Here is a 24148-nt window from a genome sequence, read left to right on the forward strand (position 1 = left end):
CGACCCCAATTTAAATAAATTAAATCAAAATCGTAATGATAAAAGTCATGACAGATAGCTAAGTTGTCATTAACGACGGCGCTTAGAACATAAAATGGCTCGTATAATAAATATAATGACGAAAATAGCGACGATAATACCGATAATCGCCAGTAAGCCCGCGTACTTAATTAAGAAAGGCTTATCGACACCTGTTGTCGCGATGCGATCGATATCGGCAGCACTTACCTCACTATTTGCATGACCACCAAAACTGGTACGGACGTAGTTGGTAATGCCAGCAATCTGTTCGCTGTTTAGCTCTTCTGAGAATCCTGGCATGATAGGTGACGTGTTCGTCGCCCCTTCTACGCCGTGAAGAATCATATTGACAAGTGCATCAGGCTTTTCGCGGCGAAGACTACTCAGTCCAACGATAGGCGCATAACGCGCATCAGGCTGACCATAACCGTCGACCCCATGACAACTACCACATGCTGCTAGATATAAGGATTTAGGTGAATTGCTACCGCCGCTAACCTCTGCTTTTGCTTGGGCTAGATAATCTTTTTGCGCAAGCAAGTCATGAGTGATAGATTCATTGATGGGTGTTGGTAAACGTGCCACATTGACAGCAGATACATTGTCATCGGTTTGGATAGCAGGTACTGCTTTTAGATAAGAGGCAATTGCATTCAAATCTTCATTTTTTAGATAACGCGTACTGTGCGCGACTGCTTCGCCCATCGGACCACCAGCATAGGCACGCTGATCAAGCTCGCCCGTGCGTAGATAAGTGACAATATCTTGCTCACTCCAACTGCCAATACCACTTGATTCATCAGGTGTGATATTTGGCGCATGCCAATGACCGAGCTGCGCGCCTGATAAATACATTTTTTTATCAAAGCCCATAGTGCTATTACGCGGGGTATGACAAGTACCGCAATGCTCTAGATTATTGACCAGATATTCACCACGTTTTTGCGTCTCATTAAGCCCGTCACGCTTTTCAGTTGACGGTACATTGAGAAAATTCCAACCAAGCATTAAGCTACGGATGTTAAAAGGAAATGGCAGGTCAGTTTTTTGCTTAGGGGCTTCATCAACAGCCGGCACAGTTTGCAAATAAGCAAACAATGCGCTGATGTCTTCTTCTTTCATACCGCTATAAGAAGGGTATGGCATGGCGGGATACAGCATATGGCTGGGCGCACGACCCTTTTGCAGAGCGTTCTTTAAATCCGCTTCGGTATAATTGCCGATACCGTAACGTTTAGAAGGGGTAATATTGGTTGAATAAATATCTCCCATCGGAGTTTCAATCGCTGTACCGCCAGTGTAGTTCTCGCCATGGCAGGCCATACAGTCAGCAGCACGAGCAATGTAGGCACCGCGATTGACAAGCTCGCTATTGGCAGGGCTTACATTAGGCAAGCTAGCATTGGGTAAGTTGGCATTAGGAAGGTTAGCACCTTCAGCCATCACGGCGCTGGAGGTCATACCAATGACAAGCATCGATAACATCACAGAAAGTGGCTTCATAATATCCTCATATAGCTGGCACCTAGGGTGTTGTAATTATTGTTGGGACGAGGCATTTGATGTTGAGAAAATGATATTGAGTAAAGTCTTACGACTGGTCATACTCAATGAATAGTCCATTAAATGATGTAGCAAATCGTCCATAAATGCTTAATAAAGGAGTGTGATAAAAACAACTTAATAAAAGTAGTTAATGAGTATAGCTATTAAATATAGTTACTAAAGAATGTCTACTCACCTCACTAATGTAAGACTATTTCACGACTATTACTTGAATAGTAACTCATTTACTGCATGTTTTTACAAAACTTAAAGAAACGTTGAATCCATGCTAACTCTTAGTTAAATGATATGCTTTTTTATATTATAATTATAAATAATGCAATAAATCCCTTTAAAAACAATTACTAAAGTCGTATTAATACTTAATTTATTTATAAAAACGTATATATAGAGTGATTTATATTCTAAAACTTGTCTTTATTAGTTGTTTTTGATAATTTTGAGCGTACATAATAGATACATAGCCATGAGTTAGTGACAGCCTGATTTCGAGGAAAATTATTATATTACTAACAAATCCTCTTTTGCGTCTTACCTTATTTTGTTTATGATGAGCGCTATTTTAACGTTGCACTATTTTAATGGTGCTACTTATCGCCTGAGATGTTTTATGAAATCATTTGCCTTTATAACGTTACTTGCAGCGACGATGCCTTTGACAGCTTGCCAATCTTTTCAATTTGTCGAGAGTCCCATCCCTGTAAAAAACGTTCCTATAAAAACTGTTCCCGCCAAAGCGGTCATTGTTGACAGCATATCCGCTACGACTGCACCTGCTTCAGATACCACCGCGCCTACTAAAACTATTCCTAATAAAACTATCTTTGATAAAGTCTCAGTACAAAATAACGCGCCATAAAACCAATGAAAAAGCAGATACCGGATGGATATCTGCTTTTATATTTTACGCTTAATAAATTATTTATAGCGACTGCTTACTCTAACTGTCAGAAGCTGCTATTTGTGGTTTAGGCTGATGTTTAATAATGGTCTTGGCTAAATGGTCGCCAAACCAAATAGCGGTATTAATATCGCCTTCTCCCGGCGTTTTCTCAGGTGGGCCGTCAAGCGACTGGGTCATCAAACCCAAAAAACTTGAGAGACGGTTTAAGTCATGCGCTTCGTGACCCGTTGGCATGAGTGGCATACCTATCCAATTCATCCCATGCTGCATGGTATAGAGACAAATTTGCTGTAGGACGGCAAGCTTATCACCGCTAAGACCGCCTGAATTGGCAAAGCCTGCTGCCCACTTCCCTTCCCATTTTCGATGATACCAACGTTTGGAGGTCTCATCCATAAAAGTCTTAAAACCTGCTGTCACGCTGCCCATATACACGGCGCTACCAAACACCAGCAAATCAGCTTCATCCAAAAAATCCCAATCGACATCATGAACATCGACCGCCTTGACCTGTGTTTCGGCTAATTGCTGACGCCCACCCATCACCACCGCTTCGGCGACGCGTTTGGTATGGCCGTAGTTACTATGGTAGATGACAGCCATTGATAAGTTGGCAACATCATTATCATGGGTTGAAATGGCAGACGCTGTGACAGATGTATTCATACAAACTCTAATAATGGCAATTAAAAACAAAACAAAAATAGAAAATAAAGAAGGGAGTCCGTTGAACTATCGCAATATGACCAGAACTCTTAACTAATCAAGAAAACTAGCGTGTTTATTATGGCATAACTACTCTATAGAAGCGCTGCGGCTAATAATCAATGCCATACGTCCTGTTGCAGCCTGCCCAAGATTCGTTTGACGCCGATAAGAATAATAATGCGGGTCAGCATAGCTGCAAGGTACAGTGGAGTCATTGCTGACTATAATCCCTGCACTATTTAATTGATCAGCAGCAAGCTTTGGTAAGTTCAGCTTAATTTTATCCGCTTCAGACGCTAAAACGTAGCGTTCTTCAAAGCTCTCTAAATGCTGCATTGATAAAGTCTGATTATCGATACAGCCTGCTAGCAGCTTATCTCGTACTTCCCTGCCGACCTCATAGTTTTCTTGACTGATACAAACCCCAATCCATGCCATGATTGGTTCAGCACTGCTAAAGCGCTCAGCCGTTGCTTTTATGACACCGCATGCCAGCCCTTGCCAGCCTGCATGGATAGCAGCTATCTGCCTCGTTGCTGGCTGGTATAAAACTATCGGCACACAATCGGCGGTCATAATCGCCAGCCCTAAACCTGCTTGCCGGCTAACCATGGCATCAGCAGCCATAGGCTCCATACTTAGCGCTGTCTTGTCAATGTCATGGATATGATTACCATGGACTTGATTAACCCAGTGTAAGCGCTCAATAGGCTTGCATTGTTTCGCTGTTAATTGCTCATTGATAACCGTTAATAGACGCATGCGATTGTTTAAGACGGTCTTTGCATTATCATTAACATGCAAGCCTAAATTTAACGAGCCATAACTTGCCTGGCTTTTCTCGTCTGTTTGCTGATAATCTTTTAAATTAACTGCACTAGCACCGTTATTATCATCGCTAGTAAAAGCGGCGGTTTGGAAAATCGCCACGTCATCAAGTTGAGCGAGCAAGGTAATAGGCAGATTGTTTGTTATGCTAGGCATGGTCGGTGCACCAGTTTTATCGTTATTATTAAAGCATTACCGCTAATTTATGCTTCTTAAATAAACATCATTAAGTCATTAATGATTATTCTTCGTCATAACCATCGCTTAAGACCGCCATCAATTGCTGCATGTCTTCAGGGATTGGTGTTGTGACTTCGATATCTTCGCCCGTCGTTGGATGAACGAAACCCAATGTATAAGCATGCAGGGCTTGGCGCGGGAAATTATTAATCGCTTGACGCTGCACTTCTGTTAAACCCGCACGCAATTGGCGACGACCACCGTATACGCGGTCACCGACTATCGGATAGGTAATATGGCTAAGATGCACACGAATTTGGTGAGTACGTCCTGTCTCCAGACTGACGTCCACTAAACAATAGTTATCGTTAAGCGGGGTCACGGTTAATAAATGCGTGACCGCCTCACGACCTGCCGTCATCACCGTCATTTTGGTACGCTGATTGCGATGGCGACCAATCGGCGCGTCAATACGGCGATGACGCAATAAACTTGCCGCATCCCCTGCGACCACACATTGATAATGACGATAGACAGACTTATCTTTTAGCTGCTCCATCAATGCCATTTGCGCGGGCTTGGTTTTACCAATTAGCAATAGCCCTGAGGTATCTTTATCAATACGGTGTACCAATCCGGCACGCGGCAGATGGTGCTGCTGCGGATAATGATATAGGAGCGCATTCACCAAGGTGCCAGTCTGATTACCAGCGCCAGGATGGACGACCATACCGACAGGTTTATTAATCACTAAGACATCATCATCTTCATAAACCACGTCGATGTCGATATTCTCTGGCTGATCTTCGCTATGCTGCTCTAGGGTCGTCGATAAATGCAGGATATCACCGGCTTTGACGCGAATTTTTGGCTTTTGTACACTACCGTTATATAGCAAGCTGCCATCACCAATCCAACCTTGTAGTTGGACACGTGAAAAATCGGTAAATATTTTTGACGCCAGTTTATCAATACGTAAACCCGCTTCGTCTTCTATTACCGTATGTGTAACATCAATGATGACAGGAACCGCTTGCCCAGCGACTGGCGCTGCACCATCGCTTTCCTCATCTTCATCATCAATCACGTCGTCGTCCATCAATTCATCGAGCTCATCATCATCGGAGATATCTTGTATCGAATCATCGAGCGCACTTTCATTGTCATCAAGCAGCTCATTATCCTCTAATAACTCATTTGGCATCGTTGATTTTTGCACAGGTGAACCTTTCGTTGGTAAAGCTTTCATGGCTAATTTTTGCGCCGATAGCTCTTGGGCGGTTAGCACTTCTGATGTTGAAAGATCAGCATCTAGGGATTTATTCTTGGGTAGTTTAGTCGTCATAGCATCATTATTCATAGCGGATTCATACATAGCAAAGTCGCTTACGGTTTTGTAAACCGACTTCATAAGGGAGCAGACTAGCGCTTACTGACCATTAAAAATAAACAAGGTCAAAAAAAGCAACAGTCACATCGTCATAGTGTAACACGCTGAACGTCTAAGCCCTACAGAAGCTGTGTGTTATCCATGATTTTATCATTGTCATACGATTGTCATGAGATGATTATTTCGCCCTGAGGTGATGTGGGTTACGCGGTCTATTAGCTCTCTAAAATATGACTTGGCTGTAATTTACTGTATATTTGCCCCTGTCAGCCATATTCAATATCGCTCGTGACGGCGGCTCATGCTACACTACGGCAAGAAACAACCATACCTAAAGCATTAGCAGTTTAACTACAAAATAGATAACGAAAAAATAGACGAAACAAATGTTATTCTATAAAGTAAGCCATGTTTTGCTGTATGCTGTTGCAATGAATTTTTAAAATAAATACATTTTATTCATATTAGCAAAACTGCATTCGATAAAAATCATGTTGATAATGAGTACGCTTATTTATAGAGCATACTCAATAATAGACAGTTAGCGGATGCCGCAAACATTGTTTTTTATTATTATCCTTTTATTATTTAGCCTAATAGCGTCGCTGCTATTACGCGTCTTGTGTCGGAGAAGAAGTATGCAATCTGTTGGCAATACGTTTATCAAACTGTCCTCAATCACCCTACTTGCGCTAAGCGTTAACTTGATAGGTTGTCAAACGTTTAAAAACCTCACTGGCGGTAAAGACGTGGATGCGGTTGAAACTGCTGAGAAGTCAGAGCAAGGTTATTATAACGAAGCCATCGCCCAGATTGATAAAGGTCGCTATACGCAAGCTATCGAAGATTTAACCAATCTTCGCACCTTTTATCCAACCGGACAATATGCCGAACAAGCATTGCTCGATATGATGTACGCCCAATACGAAAGTGGCAAGTTTGAGACCGCTGCAGCCAGCGCTGAGCAATTTATTAACCTATATCCTTCTAATCCGCAAGTCAGCTATGCTTACTACGTACGCGGCGTGGCCAATATGCAAGGCTCATCAGAAGGTTTGAAACTGTTTAAGCTCAATCAAGCTGAGCGTGATACCGCTTATTTGCGTATTGCCTTTGCCAATTTCCAAGAGCTTATCAATAAATACCCTAACAGCCCTTATGCGCCTGACGCCGCACAGCGCATGACCTTTATCTATAATCAGTTTGCCGAAAGTGAGATGAGCGCGGCAAACTGGTATGTCGAGCGTGAAGCGTATGTCGCTGCGGTAAACCGTGCCAAGTGGGTGTTCCAATATTACCCATTAAGTGAATCTGTGCCTGACGCCCTTGCAGTATTGGCTTATAGCCATGAAAAACTCGGTCTTAACGACTTGGCAAAAGAATATAAAACGCTGTTGCAAATCAACTATCCAAATATGCTCAGCGCTGATGGACGCGTCAAACTCAATACCAAACGTGAGCGCACTTTGTTTACTAAATTGACCTTTGGGCAATTAAACCGCTTTAACAAAGACACCTCAGTTGCGACAGGCGATTACAATGGTGCTACCAAAACCCAAGTGATCCGTAATGCCAGCCAATTAAGATTGCCGAGTGATAATGCGGCAGCAGCCAATGCTAATGCACCGCTAAATATGTCTCCTAAGCGCGCTAATAGCGGTATCAATGTTGGCTTAGGTTTACCTGAAGCATCAGCTGAACGCGTGACTAGTCAATCGAGCACTGGCGATGCCGCTAGAGAAGCCGATGTCGATCCACAAAACGTCAATCCTGTACGCCGCACCACATTACCTGCTGAGTAGGCTGATACTACTCTCGTCTACTTTAGACGCTTAGCGCCTATCATCAAAAACAAGGTCAACATTCTGTTGGCCTTGTTTTGCTATATATCGCTTAATCTGTCTGTTCCAAAATAATTGACCTATGGTAAACTGTTTTTTGCATGAGCATCCCAAATCATATTCTTGAGCAATTAAATAGCCAAGCTGACTTAATCAGTATCATTGGGCGCCATACCACGCTTAAACGTGCCGGTAGTGAGTACAAAGGCTGCTGCCCGTTTCATGGCGAAAAGTCGCCATCTTTTTATGTCAATCCGCAAAAAAACATCTATCACTGCTTTGGCTGTAGTGTCGGTGGTAATGCCATCAGTTTTTTACGTGATTATGAAAACCTTACCTTTATCGAAGCGGTTAATGAGCTGTCCAAACAAACGGGCATCGAAGTACCAAAAGAAGAGCAGCAAAATGTCAGCTATCAGCGTAGTAAAAAACAGCCAATTGTAAAGCCCGTAGTAGCAACTCAAACACCGAAAAAACATTCAAATACTGAGCAAGTATCTACTGATACGTCATCAGGGCATGTGCAATCGGATTATAATGATAGTAATTATAATAATAGCAATAGCTATGAGAACTACCCGTCACTAGATTCCTATGACTCAATGCCTTATATGGCGGATGATTATGGTTCAGATGCTTATAATACAGAGCATCAAGCTGATAATGGCTATCCGCCTACTTGGCTGATAGAAAGTGATGACAGCATACAAGTTCAGGATATAAGTGGGACTGCTGATAAAGATGGCAACTTATATGAGCTGCTAGAGCAGATACAGCAGTTTTATCAGCACAATCTTACGATTCATCCTCATGCCAAGCATTATTTTTTATCGCGTGGTATTACTGACGACATCTTTGAAACCTTTGGTTTAGGATATGCGCCTTTTGGTTGGCAGCATCTTGAGCATCAATTCCCACAGGATATCGAGGGACTTAAAGCCTTGGGCTTAGTACGTAAATCAGAATCAGGGCGTGATTACGACTTGCTTCGTGATCGGGTTATTTTCCCGATTCGCGATAACCAAGGTCGTACCATTGGTTTTGGTGGCCGCGCGCTCGATGACGAAGTGAAGCCCAAATATATCAACTCCTCTGACTCACCTGTCTTCCATAAACAGCACGTACTATACGGCTACTATGAATCTCGCCAGCAGCGCGCAAATGATTGGCTGGTGGTCGAAGGATATATGGATGTCATTGCCCTTTATCAAGCCGGTATCTATGGTGCCATTGCTTCTATGGGTACGGCGATTAATGAGAGTCAAATATCACGGTTATTGACATTAAACCCTACCCTGACATTAAGCTTCGACGGCGATAGCGCGGGACAAAAAGCCGCTTGGCGCACGCTTGAAGTGGCGCTGCCTGTGCTTGGCGATGATAAAGAGCTGCGGTTTTTAACCTTACCTAACAATCATGACCCTGATACTTTTATTAAAAGTCAGGGCGCAGATGCGATGCGCGAGCAAATCGCTACGGCCATGCCGCTATCTCAGTATATTTTTGCCTATTTAAGCGAGCGTTATGACTTAACCTTGGCCGAAGGTAAAGCCAAGCTTATGTCACAGGTGCGCGCGTTGACCACCGCCCTACCTAAAGGCAGTAGCTTTCGCTACTTGCTGAACAATGACATTTATCAAAAGCTTGGCGGTAAACGCAATCAGAATAAGGACGCTAAAGACGCGCTGCTAGATTTTGATGGTGATATGACCATCAGTCAGCAGCTGCAGCTGTGCTTTTTATTTCAACCGCGCGCCTTAAGTGATGACCCTATCGAAGCCATTTGGCAGCAGGCAGGTATTAATGAGTTACAGCTGCCGGCTCATATTAAACAAAAAGCCTCTGCCGATACATTGCGTCCACTAGCGTGGGAGGACTTGCAAGATAATGCTCTGCTCGATATCGTCAGCACCATTAAGCGCTGTCTTAATTATCTTCCAAAAGACGTCAATGCAGCGGCACACTTTATTTTATCCAATGTCAAACCAACAACCCAAGAGACGCTTAGCCGCGATTGGGGCGGATTTTATAAAGCGCTTACCACGCGCAATATCTTAAGCCTTGATGGTTTGGTTGAGGAATTGGTCAGCCAGTTGATTGAACGTCATATGAAGAAAAAAATCCAAGATTTGGTGAAAAACCCTGACAACATAAAGCTGGCGATTGTCCGTAAGCAATCACAATTATTAAATGACTGGTTACGCGCGCAGCAAGCAGAACAATCGGCACAAATGGCAACGGTGAAATCTTAACGGCTATGCTATGACACGTCCTATATTTTATTTATAGGCAGCAACCCTTTAAAAGCATCGTAGTTGCCCCCACTATTAATGATTATGCCCAGTTGCATATACAGCCCTCAATCAGGCTACTAATAAAAAACCAATGGGTGAAGAAATAATTGGTAGATAAATAGCAGCGAGCATCACTAGCTCGTGCTTGATTATGCTGGTTTGTGTTAAACTGTGTCGCTAACTATTTATAGCCCGACTTAATAGATGACGATAAACCCGCATCATTAAGCACTGTTTTAGGTAAAAACACAGCTTTAGGTATGCATTTTTAAATGCGCTTTTTAAAAGATAAGTTTCAAAGCGCCGTATTTTTGAATTGCCATTTTTCAGCTCACAGTATTTTTAGGTAGTGTTATTTTTTAATTAATAGTATTTTTTAGAGAATATGCTTTTGAAGTATTTTGCGCATGACCAATTTTTAGCGGTTTTTTAGTATTGTAATTGTAGTATTTTGAGCCTTTATTCATATCCACTCATTTTTGTTATTATTGACAACCTTTACGCCATATTTTGATGAATCGATTGATTATATCAACGCACTGAGCGAGCGATAGCGAGTCACAATATAAAAATGTCCGATGCAAGCAAGCGAGTATTTATGAACGATAAGTCAGTTTCTAAGTCCACATCTCAACTGGCCACCTTAATCCAAATGGGTAAAGAGCAAGGGTATTTGACCTATGCTGAGGTGAATGACCAACTGCCCGACTCTATTACTGAAAGTGATCAGATTGAAGATATCGTGCAAATGCTAACGGACGTTGGCATTAAAATTTTTGAATCTGCGCCCGATGCCGATGACATCTTGATGAACGATGATTCAAATGATGACGAATCAGCAGCCGATGAGGCAGCCGCGGTATTAGCAGCAGTTGAGACAGATCCTGGTCGCACTACTGACCCTGTGCGTATGTATATGCGTGAAATGGGTACGGTTGATCTCTTAACCCGTGAGGGCGAGATTGCCATTGCCAAGCGTATCGAAGAAGGTATTCGTGACGTGCAGCATGCTATGTCTTACTGGCCGGGTACGGTACAGTTCGTCCTTGACGAGTATCAAAAAGTACAAGATGGTGAGAAAAAACTGTCTGACGTTATCACTGGTTTTTTAGATCCTGAAACCGAAGCAGACAAAATCGCTGCCCAAGAAGCCAAAGAAGCGGCGAAAGAAGAGCGCGAGCGTATTAAAGAAGAAAAAGAAAACCCGCCTGTTATCAAAGCCAAAGTAAAAGCGGCGCGCGATGATGATGACGAAGACGAAGAAGAAGTTGAAGAAGAAGCCGAAGAAGAAACCGGCGGTATCGATCCAGAAGAAGTACGTCTGCGCCTAGAAGAGATCGAACACTTATTTATCAAAGCCAAACAAGCCTTGCTTGATTATGGCCGTGGTAGCGTAGAAGCCGATACTGCGTATTCTTTACTTGCTGAACGCTTTATGATGCTCAAGCTAAACAATCGTTTGTCAGACCAAGTCATGGCTATCATGCATGATGTTTATGATGATGTGCGTAAACAAGAGCGTCAAATCATGCGTTTGGTCATTCGCCGTGGTCGTATGCCGCGCGATGAGTTCCGTAAAACTTTCCCTAGCAATGAAACCAACGTTGATTGGCTCATTGAGCGTATCAAAGGTAAGCCTGCTTTTGCGGGTACGCTAGAAAAAGTCGCTGACGATGTGATTTTACTACAACGTAAAATTCGTGATTACGAGCAGCAGCTCGATATGAAAATCCACGACATGAAAGATGTCGCCCGTCGTATGGCCGTTGGTGAAGCAAAAGCACGCCGTGCCAAGAAAGAAATGGTCGAAGCTAACTTGCGTTTGGTAATTTCTATCGCTAAGAAATATACCAACCGTGGTCTACAGTTCTTGGACTTAATCCAAGAAGGTAATATCGGTCTGATGAAAGCGGTCGATAAATTTGAATACCGCCGTGGTTATAAATTCTCAACCTATGCTACTTGGTGGATTCGTCAGGCGATTACCCGCTCTATCGCTGACCAAGCACGCACGATTCGTATTCCTGTGCATATGATTGAGACCATTAACAAGATAAACCGTGTCTCACGTCAATTGCTGCAAGAGATGGGTCGCGAGCCAACGCCTGAGGAATTAGGCGAACGCTTAGAGATGGACGAAGTTAAAGTCCGTAAGGTGCTAAAGATTGCCAAAGAGCCTATCTCTATGGAGACGCCAATCGGTGACGATGAAGACTCACACCTAGGCGACTTTATCGAGGATGGTACCATCTCAAGCCCTGTTGATGATGCAACCGCAGCTGGTCTGCGTGAAGCGACGCGTGATGTACTAGGTAATCTGACTGAGCGTGAAGCGCGTGTGCTAAAAATGCGCTTTGGTATCGATATGCCAACCGACCATACGTTAGAAGAAGTTGGTAAGCAGTTTGATGTAACGCGTGAGCGTATTCGTCAGATTGAGGCAAAAGCATTACGTAAATTGCGTCATCCATCACGTTCTGAGCATTTACGCTCATTCCTTGAGAATGACTAATGTAGATAGTATGTGCTAAGCATATCTTATTACGCCTAATGACAAACCAAAAAAGCTGAGAATGTCTCAGCTTTTTTGTGTCTGTAATTTTATAACGCCAAAACCCTCTTTATATCCACTTTTTTGAGTGCCTCTTGCTAATGAGGGCTGATTTCGCCTATCATAGAGTTGGGCTAGTTAATTAACAGCAGCTCAATGCTATTTAAATTTTATATTTATTATTAAAAAACAAACCTTGTCGGGGTGCTTTGATTTTGGCGTTTTAAGTACAATCGAAATCATAGCTGAGAGTTACCCGCGAACCTGATGCAGTTAGCACTGACGTAGGAAACAAGCGTGTCGATATATAAGTCACATTTACTTTATATTTTGCCAATCTATTTAAATTAGACTGGCAAATTTTTTGTGCCTGATCACTTCTCGTTTCTTGTCATTTGCTTACTCGCGTTTTATAAAAGTAAGTAAAAACTATGGATTACCAAACGCTACGTCACAATTGCCCGTCATGGGATGACTATATTCAGCACGATTTCGTCAAGCAGCTGGCAGCAGGTACACTCGCCCCTGACAGCTTTCGCCACTACCTTGTGCAAGACTATTTATACTTAATCCACTATACCCGCGTGATGGCGCTGAGCGTATATAAGAGTGACACGCTGGCACAAATGCGTGTCGGCCAAGCAGGTATCAACGCCATGCTCGATATGGAAATCGGTATGTATTTGGATTTTTGTCACCACTGGGGTATTGCGCTTGAAGAAGTAGAAAACGCCTCTGAATCTGCCGTCACCATCGCCTATAGCCGCTATATATTAGATGCGGCTATGTCAGGTTCGCTAGCCGATCTCTATGCAGCGATTGCACCTTGCTTGATGGGTTATGGTGAAATTGGCAAGTCTATAAAAGAACAAGATTTTATCGCTGATAATCCGTATCAGCTATGGATTAATGTATTTTCTAGCGATGACTTTCAAGTAATTACCGCGCAAAACGAAGCGCAGATTAATACGCTGTTAGCCGATGCTAGCCCTGCTCAAACAGACAAATTCCAAAGGTTATTTAACACTGCCGCGCGTATGGAAGTGAATTTTTGGCAGCAGGCGTTAGATTTGTCATAGCCTGTACCTTTCATATTCAAAAATCCGACTAATTCCTCAATATAATAACGAACATACTCAAGGAGAGACTTAATGGCCGCATTCGATGAACACGCAAGCGCGTATGACAGCTGGTTTTTTGACAACCAAAACTTACTGACTAGTGAGCTAAAACTGGTCGCCCATTTCCTAGATAAAGATAGCGAAATATTGTCTATCGGCTGTGGTAGCGGACTTTTCGAATCGCTACTGGCAAAGGATTATGGTATCCATATCACGCACGGTATCGAGCCATCAAAAGACATGGCAGAAGTTGCTGAAAAGCGCGGCTTACAAGTAGATATCAGCCCTGCTGAAACCTGTGAGATTGAGCCCAATAAGTTTGATATCATTATGTTTAACGGCAGTGTCAGCTATATCAGTGACTTAGATACCTGTATTAAAAAGGCCTTTGATGCTCTAAAGACTGGCGGCAAGCTTATCCTGATTGATGTGCCAAAAGAAAGCGGTTTTGCCAGCTTATACAATTTAGCCAGCGCGGTAAATACGTGGGAACATCCACTACTCGAACACATCTCCCCTGCTGACCCTTATCCTATTGAGCTGGTGAAGTCAGCAAACTGGCGCACCTCTGATGAAAAAATCGCGCTGATGCAAGCCAATGGTTTTGTCGATTTTGAATATGCGCAAACTTTATTGACTCATCCTATGTATGCCAATGACAAGGTACAAGAAGTCATCGAAGGTTATGATCGCGGTGATTATGTGGCGGTATGTGGTTATAAAAAATAGCGATTTTAATATGAGTTATTACTGGTCAACCCTTGAATAACATGATGAGTGTCCTTATAAATGGTGAATAAAGCGCTAACCTGCATAATCCATAAGCTTATATTTTCAAAAAAATAAGGACAACATCATGACTGATGATCCAAAAAACGCCACTGATCAAAGTAACAATTCAAATAGCACAAACCAAAGTAGCAACAAGCAAGAGCAAACGTCTAAAAGAGAGGTCAAGGTGACAGAACTGGTTGCCAATGACGGTATCCTAAAAGGCAAAAAAACCGACGTCCAAAATCCTGAACTTTGGCAGTTCCCGATGAACTACCCACTCAGCATCATCGGTCATGAAGGCGAGCACGACAGCTTACTCAATGAAGTGAAGCTTATCCTGGGTAGCCAGTTTCCAGAGTTTGATTTAGCGTCTATGGAAGTCAAACCGTCAAAAACAGGACGCTTCCATTCGGTACGTGCCAATTTATACTTGACCACCGTTGAGCAAGTAAACACGCTTTATGCGTCACTCGATAATGCAAAAACCGTACGTATGGTCGTCTAACGACAGCTTTATTGATTTAATAAAAACCAGCCCGTTTTTCGTCCGAATCGTCACTCATATGGGTGGCGATTTTTTATTGTCTGGGGTACAATCTCCACCCGAAATATACGCACTATTCAGCAGATTTGCGCTCGTTAATTTAGCCAACAATAAAAAGCAAATCCGCGCCATTTTTTACAAAACTTTTATTATTTTTCTTATTGGCGTCTAACCCTTATCCCATCGTCCTTTGCCAAAATTCGGACACGCTTTACCCTCTGGTCAACATAGTTTGCCGCTAAAATCAATATAGCATTTTGAAAATTTTCCCGCTATATTGTGTCCACCTACTAACAAATACGCTATATGTAGTGCTCAGTGATTTAAACCATCACTATGAGCAATGGCATCGTTTTGCCTAAAAAAACACTCTGCTGTGACAGGATGTTATAGCGTGACAAAAATAGCGTGATAAAGAATGTTTGCCAGTATTAACCGCGCAGCATCACTATAAATTATTAAATAATCATTAAATGATTACCAAGCAATCAACTTACGAGGTCAGCATGACACATATCGATAAAATCCAAGTAACCAAACGTGATGGACGTTTAGAGCCTATTGATTTAGACAAGATTCACAAGGTTATCGAGTGGGCAGCTCATGATTTAGATAATGTGTCGGTATCACAAGTTGAGCTAAAGTCGCACATTCAGTTTTATGAAGGCATCAAAACTCGCGACATTCACGAGACCATCATCAAATCTGCCGCTGACCTTATCTCTGAAACCACGCCTGACTATCAGTATTTGGCAGCGCGTTTGGCAATCTTCCATCTACGTAAGATTGCTTATAATAAGTTCACGCCTCCGCATCTGTATGACCATGTTAAGAAACTGACTGATGCCGGTAAATACGATCAGCATATCTTAGCGGATTATAGCCGTGCGGAATTTGACGAGTTAGAAGAGTATCTTGATCATTGGCGCGACATGAACCTGGCCTATGCTGCTGTTGAACAAATGGCGGGTAAATACCTCGTACAAGACCGCGTCAGCAAGACCGTTTATGAGAGCCCGCAGTTCTTATATATGCTGGTTGGTATGTGCCTGTTTGCCAGCTATGAAAAGTCAGAGCGTCTCGATTATGTGAAGCGCTTTTATGATGCGACCTCACAATTTAAAATCTCTCTACCAACGCCTATTATGTCTGGTGTACGTACGCCATCGCGCCAGTTTAGCTCGTGCGTGTTGATCGAATGTGGTGATAGCCTAGACTCTATCAACGCCACCACCAGCGCTATCGTACGCTATGTATCGCAGCGTGCTGGTATCGGCATCAACGCTGGTCGTATTCGCGCCCTTGGTAGCCCTATCCGTGGCGGTGAAGCGCAGCATACTGGCTGTATTCCATTCTATAAGCTATTCCAAACGGCAGTTAAATGTTGCTCACAAGGCGGCGTCCGTGGCGGTGCAGCGACGTTATTTTACCCATTGTGGCATTTAGAAGTTGAGTCGCTATTGGTATTGAAAAACAACCGCGGCGTTGAAGACAACCGTGTCCGTCATATGGATTATGGTGTTCAGTTAAACAAAACCATGTATACCCGTTTGATTAAAGGTCAAGATATCTCGCTATTTTCACCAAGCGACACACCAGGTCTTTATGATGCGTTCTTTGAAGATCAAGACAAATTTGAAGAGCTATATAATAAATACGAGAATGACCCTAGCATTCGTAGCCGTCAAATTCCAGCGACAGAGCTGTTTAGTCTGATGATGCAAGAGCGCGCCAGCACCGGTCGTATCTATATTCAAAACGTCGACCATTGCAACACGCATAGCCCATTTGACGCGACGGTTGCGCCGATTCGCCAGTCAAACCTATGTATGGAAATCGCCCTACCAACCAAGCCACTTGATAACATCAATGACGAAACTGGTGAAATCGCCCTTTGTACGCTATCAGCGGTCAACTTGGGTAAAGTTGAGCACGTCAGTGATATCGAAGAGCCAGCAGAATTAATCGTCCGCGCTCTTGATGCCCTGCTCGATTATCAAGACTATCCAGTGAAAGCGGCTGAAAATGGCAGTATGCGTCGCCGTACCTTAGGTGTTGGCGTTATTAACTATGCGTATTATTTAGCCAAAAATGGCGTCCGTTATTCAGACGACAGTGCGCTTGGTCTAACCCATCAAACCTTTGAAGCGTTACAGTACTATCTCTTGAAAGCGTCAAACAAATTGGCAAAAGAGCAAGGTGCGTGTCCAGCATTTAATGAGACGACTTATTCGCAAGGTATCTTGCCGATTGATACCTATAAGAAAGACTTGGATAAAATATGCCAAGAGCCACTACATCTCGATTGGGAAACGCTACGTACTGAAATCACCACTCACGGTCTGCGCAACTCTACCCTAACTGCTTTGATGCCGTCTGAGACCTCTAGTCAGATTGCCAATGCGACTAACGGTATCGAGCCACCACGTGGTCTGGTTTCTATCAAAGCGTCAAAAGATGGCATCTTAAAGCAAGTCGTACCTGAGATTGATAAGCTAAAAGATCAGTATGAGCTACTATGGCAAATGCCGAACAATGACGGCTACCTAAAGCTGGTCGCTATCATGCAAAAGTTCGTCGATCAAAGTATCTCTGCCAATACCAACTACGATCCGGTTCGTTATGAAGGTGGTCGTGTACCGATGAAGATATTGTTAAAAGATCTGCTAAACGCGTATAAGCTTGGCGTGAAGACTTTGTATTATCACAATACGCGTGATGGTGCGAACGATGCCCAAGCGGATATGGAAGATGATTGTGCTGGCGGGGCTTGTAAGATTTAAGCAAGTGATGAATGGCGGGTTTGGCTTTTGAGTTAAGCCCGCTGTTTGCTTATATGAGAAATACTATAGCGACTCCTAATTCTAAAACTCACAATGTTAGATTATCTGTCGGCTATAAAAGGTAAAGAAAATATGAGTAAAACCCAAGAGGATTTCAATATACTACCTCGCTTTACGGTTATTATGAGAACGCTTTCCAACGGAAAAGTTAACAGCGTAAGCAGATTTGTTGAAAAGCTTTCAGATCTCGATATTTACTTTGAAGATGATGAAGATAAAGATTACCAACTTTTTTTTAGGGGACATGCTAATAGAAGTTGGGAAGCTTTACCTTCTATATATAGAAACGGTTTGTTTAGAAACGAACATAACTTCTATAGAGAGTTAATATCTAATGTTCCTGAAAACTTTTATAACTTAAAAACCACTTTTCAAAAATTAGTGAAAATGCAACACTATGATCTTCCTACGAGACTTTTAGATATCACAGGCAATCCACTAGTCGCCCTCTATTTTGCATGTCTTCCTTCATTAAATGCGGAAGCAAAAGAAACAGAAGGTGAGGTGGTTCTATTTAAAATACCTAATAAAGATATAAAATATTCTGACAGCGATACTATTAGTATTTTGTCAAACATCTCTAAAATGAATGACGATTTTAGCTATGATGTTAATACACATTATGACTCCGAGTCATTCTGCAAACAAGATAGCATTCATCTGCTACTACATGAAATAAAACAAGAGAAAAACGGATTTTTACCAAGAATTAATCCAGAACATTTATCCAAAGTATTATGTGTAAAGCCCTTGATGGAGAACCAAAGACTTATTAGACAGGATGGTGCATTTTTAGTATTTGGTATTGACGGTAAGAAAAGCAAGCCTGCTGCAATACCTATTGATTATATTTTATCTGGACATCTAAGATTTATAATTCCTGCTGAATGTAAGAAGAATATTTTGAAAGAACTTCAGCTATTAGGATTACACGACGCCAAACTGTTTCCAGAGATAGATAGAGTTTCAAAACATATATTATCAAAGTACAGTTAACAAACCCAGGTTAAGTTTAAAGGTGCGCGAGGCACACCCTACAAATTACATGTAAATAGATTAACAATTAAGACCTAATTTTCGTGCTAATATCGTCTCTATATTTAGAGCACAATTTTAGCGGAGAATAAATCATGCAACCAATATTTGCAACACAGACAGCCAGCATCTCAGAGTTAAAGACTAACCCTTCGGCACTGATTAAGCAGTCGGACGGTGAATCCATTGCTATTTTAAACCACAATAAACCGGTGGCTTACTTAGTTTCCACAGATATGTTTGAGCGCATGATGGAAGCGATGGACGATATGGCATTAAGCCAAACTATTAGCGCACGAATGAATGACGGGCAAATACCTATAAAGGTAAGTTTGGATGACTTATAATCTTGAGTTTCATCCTTTAGCGTTAAAAGAATGGAAAAAGTTAGCGCCAAGTATTCAGCAGCAGTTTAAGAAAAAGTTACAGCAGCGCTTATTAAATCCTCGTGTTCCTGCTTCAAAACTCTCAGGACATACGGATGCCTACAAAATCAAACTACGCACCATAGGTTATCGTCTGGTTTATACCGTCAAAGATGATGTGGTCGTGGTTTATGTATTAGCAGTAGGCAAAAGAGAGAATAACAAAGTATATGATGCGCTTGCGACACGCCAACCATAATTGAAATACAGACAGAATAAAAATGACGGAGGTCATAGACGTGCAATATACCGCAATCATCAAAGACGGTGGTTTGTTTATCCCTAACGTATTCTCAGACCTAAACGATGGTGGCTCGCATATCGTGCAAGTAGAAGTCGATATCGATGAGGTTCGTCAGCAATTAAATAGCAGCGCAATATCAAAGATGGAAGCGACAAGACAAGCAAAAAAAACAGTAAAAAAGCCGCTAAAAAAAGAAATACAGAAAGCCGCAGACATAGATTTAAGTACGCTGCGTAAGAGCGCTATCGATGAGCTAGAAGGATTGGATGATAGTGAGCTTAGCGAGATTTTTAAAGCCTATATGAATGATGGACACGAACCAACACAAATATCACTAGAGAATTTATAATAGAGAGCCTATAACCCATTTTGCTAATACTTTTAAAACCGCATTGTTAAAACCGCATATCCAATTTTAGATTAACCATTTGTATAACTTATAAAGGTGGCACGATGACTTACTCAATCTTTTCCCAAAAACCAAATAATGCTTTGCTCGAACCCATGTTCTTTGGTAATCCGGTCAACGTGGCGCGTTATGATCAGCAAAAGCACCCTGTCTTTGAGCAGTTGATTGAAAAGCAGCTGTCGTTCTTTTGGCGTCCAGAAGAAGTTGATGTGTCAAAAGACCGTATGGATTATGGCAATCTGTCGTCACATGAGCAGCATATCTTTATCAGTAACCTAAAGTATCAGACGCTACTCGACTCTATCCAAGGTCGTAGCCCAAACGTGGTACTGTTGCCATTGGTTTCTATTCCTGAGCTTGAAACATGGATTGAGACGTGGACATTTTCTGAGACCATTCACTCGCGCAGCTATACCCATATCATTCGTAATATCGTCAATGATCCAGGTATTGTCTTTGATGACATCATGCAAAATGAGCACATTTTAGGGCGCGCAGCTGACATCGCTAAGTACTATGATGATTTGTACTACGATTCACAGCTCTACAATATGTATGGTGCTGGCACGCATACCATCAATGGCAAAGAAGTGACGGTTAGTTTGAAATCGCTGAAAAAACAGCTTTATTTATGCTTGATGGCCGTTAACGTCTTAGAAGCCATTCGCTTTTACGTGTCGTTCGCCTGCTCGTTTGCCTTTGCTGAGCGCAAGCTAATGGAAGGTAATGCCAAAATTATTAAGCTCATTGCTCGTGATGAGGCGCTACATTTAACCGGTACGCAGCATATCTTGAACTTGATGCGCAATGGCAGAGATGACCCAGAAATGGTCGATATTGCCTATGAGTGCTATCAAGAAAGCATTGATATCTTTACCAGAGCGGCTGAGCAAGAAAAAGAATGGGCGGGTTATCTGTTCAAAGACGGTTCAATGATTGGTCTAAACAAAGACATCCTTTGCCAATATATCGAATATATCACCAACTTACGTATGGAAGCGGTTGGCTTGCCAGTGGCATTCCCAAATTCTAAATCAAATCCGATTCCTTGGATTAATACGTGGTTGTCTTCTGATAATGTCCAAGTGGCACCGCAAGAGACGGAAATCAGCTCGTACTTGGTCGGCCAAATTGATTCAGATTTGTCAGACAGCGATTTTGATGATTTTGAGTTATAGATTAGATTTGTAGACAATAGCTTTTTAAAGAGTATCGTTTAGAGATTCCAAAATGATAGGTAATAAAAAAGTTAGGGATATAAATAGGATAAAATTATGACTTGGGTAATGACGAGTAAGAAGCAATTCTACTTGCATGATGACGAAAGTCTGCTTGATGGATTGCTACGCACCGGACATGATGTTAATTATCAATGTAAGGAAGGCTACTGTGGCAGTTGCCGTATCAAACGCATTGCCAGCTCACACGTTATTGATTATCCGTTTGAGCCACTTGCTATGATTGAAGAAGATGAAATCCTGCCCTGCTGCTGTCGGGTGCAAGGAGTTATTTATATCAATCATGAGTTAATAGAAAAATAGCTGCTAAATTAGTAAAGCTATTATTAAACATTAAAAGTCTAATAAAAAAGCGCGTTATCTACAAGATAGCGCGCTTTTTTATTATTGACTAAACTCTAAAACCGTTTGCCTAAACTTTATTTTATGGAGCATGCCGTTATAAATTTGCTTATAAAGGTGCACCATCTCTTTCAAACAGCTGTAATAACTCTTCGCGCATACGGTCACGCTCTTCTTCTGACATCATTGGCATTTCTTGTCTTTCACCTTGTAGATTCGGATCGCCCATACCTCCAAGTGTTTCATCTTGAATGACAACAGGGCGCGCCATCGGCTCTTGCGCCGGACGTTCCTCTAACAATATCTTCACTTGCGCGTTTTTACCGCGGCGTAAGATTTGCGCGTTTAATGTAGTATTCGGTGCTTTACGAGCGACATATTGAATCAAGGTATTGGCATCGGTCATCTCAATGCCGTCAATCGTCAGGATAACATCGCCGATACGTAAACCGCTTTTAGCGGCAGGGCTCTTAGGAACGACGTTCAGCACTTCTACCCCAGTTGAGGTTTCTAGCTGCGTTGGGTCACGTAATTGTGATTGTATCTCAATCCCTAACCAACCACGGCTGACCTTACCGTCTTTAATAATAGCGTTCATCACTTGCTCAACGATAGCAGTAGGAATGGCAAAACCAATACCCATCGAGCCACCAGAACGTGAGTAGATAGCGGTATTGATACCGACTAATTCACCAAAAGCGTCAACCAATGCGCCACCTGAGTTACCGGGATTAATAGCGGCATCGGTTTGGATAAAGTCTTCAAACTTATTGACCCCAAGACCTGTACGTCCTGTCGCTGAAATAATACCTTGGGTTACCGTTTGTCCGACACCAAATGGATTGCCAATCGCCAATGTAACATCGCCAACTAGCGTAGGTTCTTTACGGAAGCCAAGTGGTGTTAGACCTGTCATATCGACTTTAATCACTGCCAAATCACTGTCTGGATCCGTGCCAATAAGCTTAGCACGGCTCTTGCGCCCATCATTAAAGGCCACAGTAATCTCATCCGCTTTTTCGATCACATGGGCATTGGTCACGATATAACCATCTTCTGAGACAATCACACCCGAGCCTAAATTGGTATTACCCTGCTCTTCTGAGGGTGCGCCGTGGAACTCAAAGAAGCGGCGCAGCACCGGATCATTCATATAAGGATGCTCGGCCATCGTTTGGGTGGTATAAATATTGACTACCGACTGTGAGGCGCGAGCAACGCCATTATGATAAGAAGAAATCGGTGCCGGCGTATCGGAAACAGGCGTCGACGCTTGCTGCTCAGCGGGCGTGGTTCTAGGTGGCTCCCATGCTTGCTCTGATGCCGTTTTCATACTCGTAAACAACCAGATAAATGCTGCAATCACTATCAGCAACAAAATCCAAGGTAACCATTTTACCAGACCAGCCTTGTCATTGGCGTTTCGAGATGACGACATATAAAAACCTCTATATTTTTGAAAACTATTTTTATAAAACCATTTTTATAAAATAATGAAGGGTGAATCAGCGAATACACGTCTAATCAATCAGATGTGATTAGAAATGATTAACGCCAGCTTGAATAATTTTAGGGTTATAAATTATATAGATTCAGGTATGCAAATTATAACTGGCAACACCGACAAATAGTAACGCATCGTGTACCGTTTCAGTTATTCGCCTTGTCTACTCTCTTACAGCACCATGCTAAAATAGCAATGATAAAGCCCTGATGATTTATAACACGTATCATTTATAGATAGGTGTTATAAATAGATATTTTGATTATTTAACATACAAACTTCAACCATTTAAACAGTAAAAAATCGAAGCTATAAAAGAGCAAAATAGTGGAAACTGTAATAATTATAAGGAAACTCTATGACCGAACACAATAGCTTAACCGAACCTTCAAACCAACTTTCAAATACGACGATTAGCGCTCAAGCCTTGACAGAGTTTTGTGACGAATACCTATCAGCAGCAGCCTTTAAAGACTATGCGCCCAATGGTTTACAGGTAGATGGTGGTCGACCTATTCAGCGCATTGTTACTGGTGTCACCGCATGTGAGGCGTTGATTGATGCGGCGATTGCTGACAAAGCCGATGCCATTTTGGTGCATCACGGTTATTTTTGGAAAGGCGAGCCTGCACCCATCACAGGCATGAAAGGTCAACGTATCCGCAAACTCATGCAACATGGTATTTCTTTGATTGGCTATCATCTGCCACTTGATGCCCATCCTCGCATTGGCAATAACGCCAAACTGGCTGAGCTACTTGATATGAGTATCATTGGCGCGCTTTATCCTAGCGAATCACATCCGGTTGGTAATATTGCCAATTGCACACCGCAAAGTGCTCAAAGTCTAATCACCCAGATTACCGACGCGCTAGGACGCCTGCCACTACACATCTCTGCTCATTATCAAGCCTCAGATAGCAATCAATCTGATACGCAAAATAATAGACTTATTGAACGCGTGGGTATTTGTACCGGCGGCGCGCAAGATATGATTGAACAAGCGGCACTGATGGGCTGCGATGCTTTTATCTCCGGTGAAATATCAGAGCGTACCACGCATATTGCTCGTGAGCTTGGTATTGATTATTTTGCTTGCGGCCATCATGCGACAGAACGTGGTGGTATTCAAGCCTTGGGCGATATCATTGCTCAGCAATTTAGCTTACCAGTGACTTTTATAGATATCGACAATCCAGCCTAACAATTAAGCCAATTTATCGTATTCTTTGCAATTTAAGCGATAATTTCAGCATTTAGCATTTAGCATTTAGCATTTAGCATTTAGCATTTAGCATTTAGCATTTAGCATTTCAAGCCTTTTAAGAGTGCTTTATTCTCTCTGGCAAGCAAATTTCTTAATGTTTATTGTCAGTGAATTGATGA

20 protein-coding genes and 1 riboswitch are annotated in these 24148 nt (G+C 42.3%); of the genes, 15 read left to right on the forward strand and 5 right to left on the reverse strand.

The features are described from left to right. Positions 1-69: 69 nt before the first annotated feature. Positions 70-1524 carry a cytochrome c gene (locus tag JMW39_RS00995; protein ID WP_201543066.1) on the reverse strand — a complete coding sequence of 485 codons (1455 nt, stop codon included), beginning with the start codon at positions 1522-1524 and terminating at the stop codon, positions 70-72. 673 nt (positions 1525-2197) lie between these two features. Between JMW39_RS00995 and JMW39_RS01000 the strand changes: the two genes are divergently transcribed. Continuing rightward, entirely contained in the window at positions 2198-2446 is a 249-nt protein-coding gene (locus JMW39_RS01000; RefSeq protein ID WP_201543067.1) for a hypothetical protein, read from the forward strand. Between the two features lie 81 nt (positions 2447-2527). On the opposite strand, the gene JMW39_RS01005 is transcribed toward JMW39_RS01000, so the two are convergent. The 3 genes from JMW39_RS01005 to JMW39_RS01015 all read right to left on the reverse strand — a co-directional run bounded on the left by JMW39_RS01005 (position 2528) and on the right by JMW39_RS01015 (position 5411). Continuing rightward, positions 2528-3157, reverse strand: a complete 630-nt coding sequence (locus tag JMW39_RS01005; RefSeq protein WP_201543068.1) for a flavodoxin family protein — start codon at positions 3155-3157, stop codon at positions 2528-2530. Positions 3158-3286: 129 nt separating this feature from the next. Next, entirely contained in the window at positions 3287-4183 is an 897-nt protein-coding gene (locus JMW39_RS01010; RefSeq protein WP_227679113.1) for a polyphenol oxidase family protein, read from the reverse strand. Between the two features lie 85 nt (positions 4184-4268). Next, the gene (locus JMW39_RS01015; protein WP_413786210.1) at positions 4269-5411 is read right to left on the reverse strand and encodes an RluA family pseudouridine synthase; all 1143 of its coding nucleotides are present in this window, start codon (positions 5409-5411) and stop codon (positions 4269-4271) included. 824 nt (positions 5412-6235) lie between these two features. Between JMW39_RS01015 and JMW39_RS01020 the strand changes: the two genes are divergently transcribed. From JMW39_RS01020 to yfaE, 13 genes are all read left to right on the forward strand, one after another. Then, a complete protein-coding gene (locus tag JMW39_RS01020) occupies positions 6236-7399 on the forward strand; it encodes an outer membrane protein assembly factor BamD (RefSeq protein WP_201543069.1) in 1164 nt (387 codons plus the stop codon). A 140-nt stretch (positions 7400-7539) separates the two neighbouring features. Next, a complete protein-coding gene (locus JMW39_RS01025) occupies positions 7540-9690 on the forward strand; it encodes a DNA primase (RefSeq protein WP_201543070.1) in 2151 nt (716 codons plus the stop codon). A 640-nt stretch (positions 9691-10330) separates the two neighbouring features. After that, the gene (gene rpoD, locus JMW39_RS01030) at positions 10331-12244 is read left to right on the forward strand and encodes an RNA polymerase sigma factor RpoD (protein ID WP_201543071.1); all 1914 of its coding nucleotides are present in this window, start codon (positions 10331-10333) and stop codon (positions 12242-12244) included. A gap of 229 nt (positions 12245-12473) precedes the next feature. Next, positions 12474-12591: riboswitch (TPP riboswitch) on the forward strand. Positions 12592-12714: 123 nt separating this feature from the next. Next, entirely contained in the window at positions 12715-13362 is a 648-nt protein-coding gene (tenA, locus tag JMW39_RS01035; RefSeq protein WP_201543072.1) for a thiaminase II, read from the forward strand. Positions 13363-13434: 72 nt separating this feature from the next. Next, entirely contained in the window at positions 13435-14133 is a 699-nt protein-coding gene (locus tag JMW39_RS01040; RefSeq protein WP_201543073.1) for a class I SAM-dependent DNA methyltransferase, read from the forward strand. Between the two features lie 256 nt (positions 14134-14389). Continuing rightward, positions 14390-14683 (forward strand): DUF493 domain-containing protein, encoded by a 294-nt coding sequence (locus tag JMW39_RS01045; protein ID WP_320157907.1) that lies wholly within the window; start codon positions 14390-14392, stop codon positions 14681-14683. A 545-nt stretch (positions 14684-15228) separates the two neighbouring features. Next, positions 15229-17505: a class 1a ribonucleoside-diphosphate reductase subunit alpha gene (gene nrdA / locus JMW39_RS01050; RefSeq protein WP_201543075.1), complete on the forward strand. Its 2277-nt coding sequence runs from the start codon at positions 15229-15231 to the stop codon at positions 17503-17505. Between the two features lie 132 nt (positions 17506-17637). Beyond that, positions 17638-18561 carry an FRG domain-containing protein gene (locus JMW39_RS01055; RefSeq protein WP_201543076.1) on the forward strand — a complete coding sequence of 308 codons (924 nt, stop codon included), beginning with the start codon at positions 17638-17640 and terminating at the stop codon, positions 18559-18561. A 134-nt stretch (positions 18562-18695) separates the two neighbouring features. Continuing rightward, positions 18696-18947, forward strand: coding sequence for a type II toxin-antitoxin system Phd/YefM family antitoxin (locus JMW39_RS01060; protein WP_201543077.1), 252 nt, complete (start codon positions 18696-18698; stop codon positions 18945-18947). Further along, positions 18937-19224 (forward strand): type II toxin-antitoxin system RelE family toxin, encoded by a 288-nt coding sequence (locus JMW39_RS01065; RefSeq protein WP_183617831.1) that lies wholly within the window; start codon positions 18937-18939, stop codon positions 19222-19224. The genes JMW39_RS01060 and JMW39_RS01065 overlap by 11 nt, the downstream gene beginning before the upstream one ends. A 22-nt stretch (positions 19225-19246) precedes the next feature. Next, positions 19247-19618 carry a hypothetical protein gene (locus JMW39_RS01070; RefSeq protein WP_227679114.1) on the forward strand — a complete coding sequence of 124 codons (372 nt, stop codon included), beginning with the start codon at positions 19247-19249 and terminating at the stop codon, positions 19616-19618. Between the two features lie 104 nt (positions 19619-19722). After that, positions 19723-20856, forward strand: a complete 1134-nt coding sequence (gene nrdB / locus JMW39_RS01075; RefSeq protein ID WP_201543078.1) for a class Ia ribonucleoside-diphosphate reductase subunit beta — start codon at positions 19723-19725, stop codon at positions 20854-20856. A gap of 96 nt (positions 20857-20952) precedes the next feature. Then, positions 20953-21219: a class I ribonucleotide reductase maintenance protein YfaE gene (gene yfaE, locus JMW39_RS01080; RefSeq protein WP_201543079.1), complete on the forward strand. Its 267-nt coding sequence runs from the start codon at positions 20953-20955 to the stop codon at positions 21217-21219. A 148-nt stretch (positions 21220-21367) separates the two neighbouring features. Here yfaE and JMW39_RS01085 read toward each other — a convergent pair whose 3' ends face one another. Then, positions 21368-22696 (reverse strand): S1C family serine protease, encoded by a 1329-nt coding sequence (locus JMW39_RS01085; protein WP_201543080.1) that lies wholly within the window; start codon positions 22694-22696, stop codon positions 21368-21370. A 424-nt stretch (positions 22697-23120) separates the two neighbouring features. Between JMW39_RS01085 and JMW39_RS01090 the strand changes: the two genes are divergently transcribed. Next, a complete protein-coding gene (locus JMW39_RS01090; RefSeq protein WP_201543081.1) occupies positions 23121-23966 on the forward strand; it encodes a Nif3-like dinuclear metal center hexameric protein in 846 nt (281 codons plus the stop codon). The last annotated feature ends 182 nt before the right edge of the window (positions 23967-24148 follow it).

The organism is Psychrobacter immobilis (assembly GCF_904846175.1).
GTDB lineage: Bacteria > Pseudomonadota > Gammaproteobacteria > Pseudomonadales > Moraxellaceae > Psychrobacter > Psychrobacter immobilis_E.

Bases quoted from the DNA above. Each gene is read 5' to 3' on its own strand.
- JMW39_RS01060 (WP_201543077.1), top strand. From the start codon at position 18,696: ATGCAACCAATATTTGCAACACAGACAGCCAGCATCTCAGAGTTAAAG.
- nrdB (WP_201543078.1), top strand. From the start codon at position 19,723: ATGACTTACTCAATCTTTTCCCAAAAACCAAATAATGCTTTGCTCGAA.
- JMW39_RS01005 (WP_201543068.1), bottom strand. From the start codon at position 3,157: ATGAATACATCTGTCACAGCGTCTGCCATTTCAACCCATGATAATGAT.
- JMW39_RS01055 (WP_201543076.1), top strand. From the start codon at position 17,638: ATGAGTAAAACCCAAGAGGATTTCAATATACTACCTCGCTTTACGGTT.
- nrdA (WP_201543075.1), top strand. From the start codon at position 15,229: ATGACACATATCGATAAAATCCAAGTAACCAAACGTGATGGACGTTTA.
- JMW39_RS01065 (WP_183617831.1), top strand. From the start codon at position 18,937: ATGACTTATAATCTTGAGTTTCATCCTTTAGCGTTAAAAGAATGGAAA.
- rpoD (WP_201543071.1), top strand. From the start codon at position 10,331: ATGAACGATAAGTCAGTTTCTAAGTCCACATCTCAACTGGCCACCTTA.
- tenA (WP_201543072.1), top strand. From the start codon at position 12,715: ATGGATTACCAAACGCTACGTCACAATTGCCCGTCATGGGATGACTAT.
- JMW39_RS01040 (WP_201543073.1), top strand. From the start codon at position 13,435: ATGGCCGCATTCGATGAACACGCAAGCGCGTATGACAGCTGGTTTTTT.
- JMW39_RS01090 (WP_201543081.1), top strand. From the start codon at position 23,121: ATGACCGAACACAATAGCTTAACCGAACCTTCAAACCAACTTTCAAAT.
- JMW39_RS01085 (WP_201543080.1), bottom strand. From the start codon at position 22,696: ATGTCGTCATCTCGAAACGCCAATGACAAGGCTGGTCTGGTAAAATGG.
- JMW39_RS01015 (WP_413786210.1), bottom strand. From the start codon at position 5,411: ATGCCAAATGAGTTATTAGAGGATAATGAGCTGCTTGATGACAATGAA.
- yfaE (WP_201543079.1), top strand. From the start codon at position 20,953: ATGACTTGGGTAATGACGAGTAAGAAGCAATTCTACTTGCATGATGAC.
- JMW39_RS01000 (WP_201543067.1), top strand. From the start codon at position 2,198: ATGAAATCATTTGCCTTTATAACGTTACTTGCAGCGACGATGCCTTTG.
- JMW39_RS01010 (WP_227679113.1), bottom strand. From the start codon at position 4,183: ATGCCTAGCATAACAAACAATCTGCCTATTACCTTGCTCGCTCAACTT.
- JMW39_RS01025 (WP_201543070.1), top strand. From the start codon at position 7,540: ATGAGCATCCCAAATCATATTCTTGAGCAATTAAATAGCCAAGCTGAC.
- JMW39_RS01070 (WP_227679114.1), top strand. From the start codon at position 19,247: ATGACGGAGGTCATAGACGTGCAATATACCGCAATCATCAAAGACGGT.
- JMW39_RS00995 (WP_201543066.1), bottom strand. From the start codon at position 1,524: ATGAAGCCACTTTCTGTGATGTTATCGATGCTTGTCATTGGTATGACC.
- JMW39_RS01020 (WP_201543069.1), top strand. From the start codon at position 6,236: ATGCAATCTGTTGGCAATACGTTTATCAAACTGTCCTCAATCACCCTA.